6 protein-coding genes and 1 pseudogene are annotated in these 6,141 nt (G+C 40.4%); 3 read left to right on the top strand and 4 right to left on the bottom strand.

The features are described 5' to 3' along the window. Window positions 1-29: 29 nt before the first annotated feature. The 3 genes and pseudogenes from HR060_RS19505 to HR060_RS16115 form a co-directional block, all read right to left on the bottom strand. Window positions 30-416, bottom strand: a pseudogene (locus HR060_RS19505) (IS3 family transposase); the annotation flags it as partial. Window positions 417-537: 121 nt separating this feature from the next. Continuing rightward, complete coding sequence (zigA, locus tag HR060_RS16120; protein WP_174201324.1) at window positions 538-1,746, bottom strand: zinc metallochaperone GTPase ZigA; 1,209 nt, start codon at window positions 1,744-1,746, stop codon at window positions 538-540. 184 nt (window positions 1,747-1,930) lie between these two features. Next, window positions 1,931-2,239, bottom strand: a complete 309-nt coding sequence (locus tag HR060_RS16115) for a hypothetical protein (protein WP_174201323.1) — start codon at window positions 2,237-2,239, stop codon at window positions 1,931-1,933. 374 nt (window positions 2,240-2,613) lie between these two features. Between HR060_RS16115 and HR060_RS16110 the strand changes: the two genes are divergently transcribed. Both HR060_RS16110 and HR060_RS16105 read left to right on the top strand, forming a co-directional pair. Beyond that, window positions 2,614-3,588 (top strand): DUF1852 domain-containing protein, encoded by a 975-nt coding sequence (locus HR060_RS16110; protein ID WP_174201322.1) that lies wholly within the window; start codon window positions 2,614-2,616, stop codon window positions 3,586-3,588. Window positions 3,589-3,633: 45 nt separating this feature from the next. Continuing rightward, window positions 3,634-4,686: a methionine synthase gene (locus tag HR060_RS16105; RefSeq protein ID WP_174201321.1), complete on the top strand. Its 1,053-nt coding sequence runs from the start codon at window positions 3,634-3,636 to the stop codon at window positions 4,684-4,686. Between the two features lie 45 nt (window positions 4,687-4,731). On the opposite strand, the gene HR060_RS16100 is transcribed toward HR060_RS16105, so the two are convergent. Beyond that, window positions 4,732-5,370: a Pr6Pr family membrane protein gene (locus HR060_RS16100; RefSeq protein WP_174201320.1), complete on the bottom strand. Its 639-nt coding sequence runs from the start codon at window positions 5,368-5,370 to the stop codon at window positions 4,732-4,734. Between the two features lie 129 nt (window positions 5,371-5,499). Between HR060_RS16100 and HR060_RS19800 the strand changes: the two genes are divergently transcribed. Beyond that, a complete protein-coding gene (locus HR060_RS19800) occupies window positions 5,500-6,120 on the top strand; it encodes a TetR family transcriptional regulator (protein ID WP_174201319.1) in 621 nt (206 codons plus the stop codon). The last annotated feature ends 21 nt before the right edge of the window (window positions 6,121-6,141 follow it).

The raw sequence follows: 6,141 nt of genomic DNA, 5'->3' as shown, positions 1-6,141 counted from the left end.
ACAAGCTCTACTGACAGATAGCTTGGTTATGTTTTTTTCTTCAATAACGCGTTGCGTTGCTTTTTTGTGATACGTACTCCGAAATCTTTATCAAGTACATCGACTATCGTTTCAAAGAATTGTGCTTTTATCTTGGTATCTTCTAGCTCTTTTTCGAGGGCTTTGATTTTTTGCTCGGGTGTTAAATCATTGGGTTTAGACATAAGGGGAAGCTCATTCATATGATTGGGTGTACCTTTACTCCAATCTAGTTGACCATACCGGCGAAGCCAAGTTAAAACGGTTGAAGCACCTTGTATTCCATAGTGGCTTTGCGCTTATTTGTAAGTACATTCGCCTTTTTCTACTTTATCAACGACGGATAATTTAAAGGCAAGTGAATAATCTTTTTGTGTACGCTTAGTTATTGGTTTCATTATCTTCTCCAAATTGAAGTTGGAAAAGTGTCAACCTTATTCAGGACGGGTCAGCTATAATTAAAAAGGCCACAGTCTTCACTGTGGCCTTTTTATTAACCCATTAGTTGAATCAGTTCAATTAAGCAATTTCCCACCTTGGGAAAGGATCGGGTAATGCTTTCCATGCATCTTTGCCCAACAAAACTTCATTCTCTGTTAACAAGCAATCGTTTAAACGACTAATAATGTCGTCTTTATCTAAACCTTGGCCAATAAACACCAACTCTTGGCGCATATCACCAAAGGGTTCAACCCATTGTTTCATAATGGCTCTGCGGTAATCTTCATCTTCAGGCCATTGATCTTCAGGTACGGCTTTCCAAAATAACCCTGCGGCACCGTATCGAGCCATACCGCCTGCTTGGCTCCAACTCCCTGCAAATTGAGGACGAGTTGCCAACCAGAAAAAACCTTTTGATCGAATTAATTTACCGGCTATATCTTTGCTGTGTAAAAACTCATAGAACTTTTGTGGGTGAAATGGAAAACGCGCTTCAAACACAAAACTACTAATGCCAAATTCTTCAGTCTCTGGCACGTGCTCGCCGCGTAACTCTTTTAACCAACCTGGTGCTTGTTGTGCTTTTTCAAAGCTAAACTTCCCCGTGTCTAAAACTTGTCTAACGGGCACATTGCCATTTTCAATTGGGATCTGAATCGCTTCAGTATTTAACGTTTTCAGAATACTTTGCAGTCGTTCTAGCTCTTTTTCAGGTACTAAGTCAATTTTGCTGATCAGTAATACATCTGCAAATTCAACTTGCTCAACTAATAAGTCAGCAACACTGCGCTCGTCTTCTTCCCCTAAACTTTCACCCACTTCATGGAGTGATTTAGCTTGGTCGTAATCTTTTAAAAAGTTTAAGGCGTCAACCACAGTGACCATAGTATCTAACTTGGCAACATGCGATAAACTCACGCCGTCTTCATCTTCAAAGGTAAAGGTTTCAGCAACAGGTAAAGGCTCTGAAATACCCGTCGACTCGATAACTAAGTAATCGTACTTACCTTCTTGGCAAAGGCGATTGATCTCAACCAGTAAATCTTCTCGCAAGGTGCAACAGATACAACCATTGCTCATTTCAACCAGTTTTTCTTCAGCTCGGTTCAAGCTTATTTCATTTTTTACTGTCGCAGCATCAATATTAATCTCACTCATATCATTGACAATAACCGCAACTTTCAGGCCGTCGCGATTATTAAGAATATGATTGAGAACCGTAGTTTTACCCGCGCCTAAAAAGCCCGACAAAACCGTCACTGGCAAGTGACGTGTTGTAGTAGACATAATCTTATTTCTCTTTTTCTCCGTGGTGTGAAATAAATGATAAGTTACAACATCACAAACATCAATTAAGCACTTTAGCCAGAGGTGGCACCTGGCTGACAGCCAAGTAAAAAATAAGGTTTGGCAAGTGAAAAAGTAAAACATGCTCAATAAGTAAAATGATTGAGCGTGTTTTATTTAACGATCAGAAAGGAGCATAACGATCGTATTTTTGATCATTTGCAGGCATAAACCAACGCGTATTTGCATCAAACGCTAAGCCATCATCAAGCTCAACGTAAGGCACAAACCCGTTTTCACCATACAACCAAAATACTAAGTTGCTACGCTCGCCACTGATAATAGGCTGGGCGGCGTGCGGAATATGGCCTCGGTGCAACGTTGCAATACCGGGCTCAAAACTAAAGTGTGTTTTAGCGCGCGTTTTTGGATTATAAAAATTCAGCGCTGAACCGCTAAAGTGCTCATCTAGTAAATTCATATTCACGTTCATCTTAACGCTTTTCTAAGTGCTCTCTCCTTGCTGTTAACTGAGCAACTTTCCAAAATAGCTCAAAGAAACAAACACTCAAAGCATAAATTTAACATTAAATCAGCGAGTTAATCGTTTTGAACAAGCAGTAAGCCAACAGCAACAACCCCAAATAAAACAAGGGCTGTAGCGAATATCAAAACAAAAACATGAATAAAACTAATCATTCAATGAATTTATATCAATTTTATTCATGTAACTATCGGCGTATAAATCTAATCCAGACACCAACTGACTAATTTGCGATTGATTCTTAGCGGTGCAATTGAGCGCAAATCGAAGGTGGTGAATACCACAGATTTAAGAATATCGGCAAACACAACGGGAAAACGATCATGAGTAAAGATTTCACATTTGCAATTAAGCGCATTTGTTTTGATGAAAACTACCACCCATCAGACAACACGCGAATTACCACTAACTTTGCAAACCTAGCGCGTGGTGAAACACGTCAATCAAACCTGCGCAATGCGCTTAAGATGATCGATAACCGTTTTAACGCCATGGCTAATTGGGATAACCCAAATGGCGATCGCTATTCATTAGAGCTAGAAATCATTTCAGTTGATATCAATATAGAAGACAGTGGCCAGGCTTTCCCATCAATTGAGATCTTAAAAACGAATATTCTTGACCATAAAACGAATAAACGCACCGAAGGTATTGTTGGTAATAATTTCTCATCTTATGTACGAGATTATGACTTCAGCGTAGTGCTGTTAGATCACAATAAAGACCAGCCACAATTTAGTATTCCAGATAACTTTGGTGACTTACACGGCAAGTTATTCCAACACTTTGTTAAGTCAGATACTTACCAAGAAAATTTCGAAAAACCACCTGTGATTTGTTTATCCGTTTCTGATAACAAAGTGTATAGCCGTACTGAAAACCAACACCCTGTTTTAGGTGTTGAATATACACCAAATGAATCATCGTTAACCGAGCAATACTTTAAAAAGATGGGTTTGCAGGTACGTTACTTCATGCCTGCCAACAGTGTGGCGCCACTCGCATTTTATTTCTTTGGCGACTTACTAACGGACTACACCAACTTAGAGCTCATTAGTACGATCAGCACAATGGAAACCTTCCAGAAGATCTATCGCCCTGAAATTTATAACGCCAACGCTACTGCGGGCCTGCGTTATCAGCCTAATTTACAAAACTTAGATCACTCACTAACACAAATTGTTTATGACAGAGAAGAACGCAGCAGACTCGCTAAAGAACAAGGCAAGTTCGCTGAGGAGCACTTTATCAAGCCATATCAAACCGTGCTTGAGCAATGGTCGGCAAGTCACGCTTAAACAGTACTTGGCTTATCCATTAACAAAGATTAGAACTGAATAAATATGAAAACACTTACTGAAAAATTACTGTTACCCACCTCTACTGCCGGAAGTTTACCTAAACCATCTTGGTTAGCAGAGCCTGAAAAATTATGGTCACCTTGGAAGCTCGAAAACGAAGAGCTATTAAACGGTAAAGAAGATGCCCTTCGCGTGACGCTGCAAGAACAACAAAATTCAGGTATCGATATTGTCAGTGATGGTGAACAAACTCGTCAGCACTTTGTCACCACGTTTATTGAAAACCTTGCGGGTGTTGATTTTGAAAACAAGAAAACGGTTTTTATTCGCAACCGTTATGATGCCGAAGTACCGGGTGTAGTTGGCCCTGTATCTCGTCAAAAATCAGTATTTGTCGAAGACGCTAAGTTTTTACGTGCACAAACTAATCAACCGATAAAATGGGCATTACCCGGCCCTATGACTATGGTTGATACGCTTTATGATGATTACTATCAAGACAGAAAAAAGCTCGCTTTTGAATTTGCGAAAGCCTTAAATGAAGAAGCCAAAGAGTTAGAAGCCGCAGGTGTTAACATTATTCAATTTGATGAGCCTGCGTTTAACGTCTTTCTCGATGAAGTGAATGAATGGGGCATTGAAGCGCTTGAAAGAGCGACAGAAGGCTTAAAGTGTGAAACTGCGGTACATATTTGTTATGGCTACGGAATTAAAGCCAACACGGATTGGAAAAAGACTTTAGGTGCTGAATGGCGCCACTACGAAAAAACCTTTCCAGCGATTCAACAGTCGAATATAGATATTATCTCTTTAGAGTGCCATAACGGTCGTGTACCGCTTGAAGTACTTGAGATGATCCGCGGCAAAAAAGTCATGGTCGGTGCCATAGATGTCGCTCGCAATGAAATTGAAACACCAGAAGAAGTGGCTGCTACCTTGCGTGAAGCGTTGAAGTACGTTGATGCAGATAAGCTCTACCCTTGCACTAACTGTGGTATGGCGCCGCTATCGCGCGAAGTCGCCAGAGGTAAACTCAATGCCTTAAGTGCTGGTGCTGAAATTGTTCGAAAAGAGCTGCAAACCCAAGCAGCTTAATACCTACTTTTAAACGTTACCAGTTAGATAAAACACATCCCCCACTTATCTAACTGGTAACTTTTTACGACAGGCTTGCTGATTGTGAATATCAATGAGCTTTATAAACCCATAGCTCGCCGCCAATACCAGTAAAGAAAGTACCACTGCATTCAATATGTAATTCGCTAAACCTAGTGTCTTTATATTAGTAAAAGGGTAAGGACTAAAACCTGACCAGCTGATATGAGCAGAGGTATACAACACGTAGCTCCAAGGATAGAGCAACCAATAGTGCAATTTGCCTACCTTAATGTTGTGCTTATTAGCGCTAAAAAGCCAATAGCTAAAAAACAATATGGGCGTTAATGCGTGAACTAGAAAATCAGATAGCGCGTAAATATCGACCAATGGCTTAAAAGGAAAAATCAAGTAATTACCAATACCAACAATGGCAATATAAAAAGCAATAGCAGCAAAAATAGTCGGCTTAGCAAACCATTGACCTAAATGTGTTTTAGGAAAAAGCAATAGCGTTGTTGATGCAACAAACACTAAGGTATTGGTCCACAGCGTGAAATAGCTATTTAACTGCCAAAAGCCCATTAACAGTGACGTATCGGCGTGGTCAAGGTAAGTGGTGTAATAGCCCGTCAGTACCCCTGTCGCTGCACTTAACACAGTCAAAATAAGCAGTATATTCATATATTTCCCTAATAATAATTTGATTGATAGCAGCAAGTTTTTGCCCAGCTTGACCTTGTTACACTTGATGAAAATTGAACTTGGCAAAATTATCCGTTAATTTGAGGTTTTTACTACTCGGATATTTCAGTGACATCAAAAGCGCGCTACGAGCCCCGTAAACAGCCAACTCAGGCTCGATCTTCAGCTACTTATCAAGCCATTTTACAAGCCGCTACTCAGGTTTTAGCAAAAGAGGGCTATGATGCGACCACAACGAACAAAATTGCAGACAAAGCGGGGGCAAGCATTGGTACCTTGTATGAGTATTTTCCAACTAAAGAGGCTATTTTTGCTGAAGTAATCCGAGACCTTGATCAGAAAATGGCGCAATCTGTGGTGGCTAATTTCACAAATATGGGGCAATTAACACCCGCTCAGTTTTTAGAGGCTGTTTTGCGAAGTCGTATCAAAGCAGCAGTTGAACACCCCGAACTAGACAGGCTACTGCGAGCCAAAATACCAGCTCAATTATTTGAGCAGCAAGTACAAAATACTTATGAAATGTTTGCTAATGGCATGAAGCTATTTGCCAGCATGAACCCAGAGATTATTCGAATACGCGAGCTTGATACCGCAATTGAACTGGGTTGTACGGTTGTTGAGTCAACCATTAGAAGTGTCGCTGCCACTACCCCAGAAAAGCTAGAAGATGAAGCATTTGTCCAAGAATTTGTCGATATGATCTTAAGGTACATTCTAAAAGATTAAGCCAAATGCATCGGGGCTAAA

It is taken from the genome of Marinifaba aquimaris, from assembly GCF_013328345.1.
In the GTDB taxonomy this organism is placed as follows: Bacteria; Pseudomonadota; Gammaproteobacteria; order Enterobacterales; family Alteromonadaceae; genus Marinifaba; species Marinifaba aquimaris.
The sequence above is the reverse complement of the archived record's forward strand: the minus strand, read 5'-3'. Positions and strand labels throughout refer to the sequence as shown.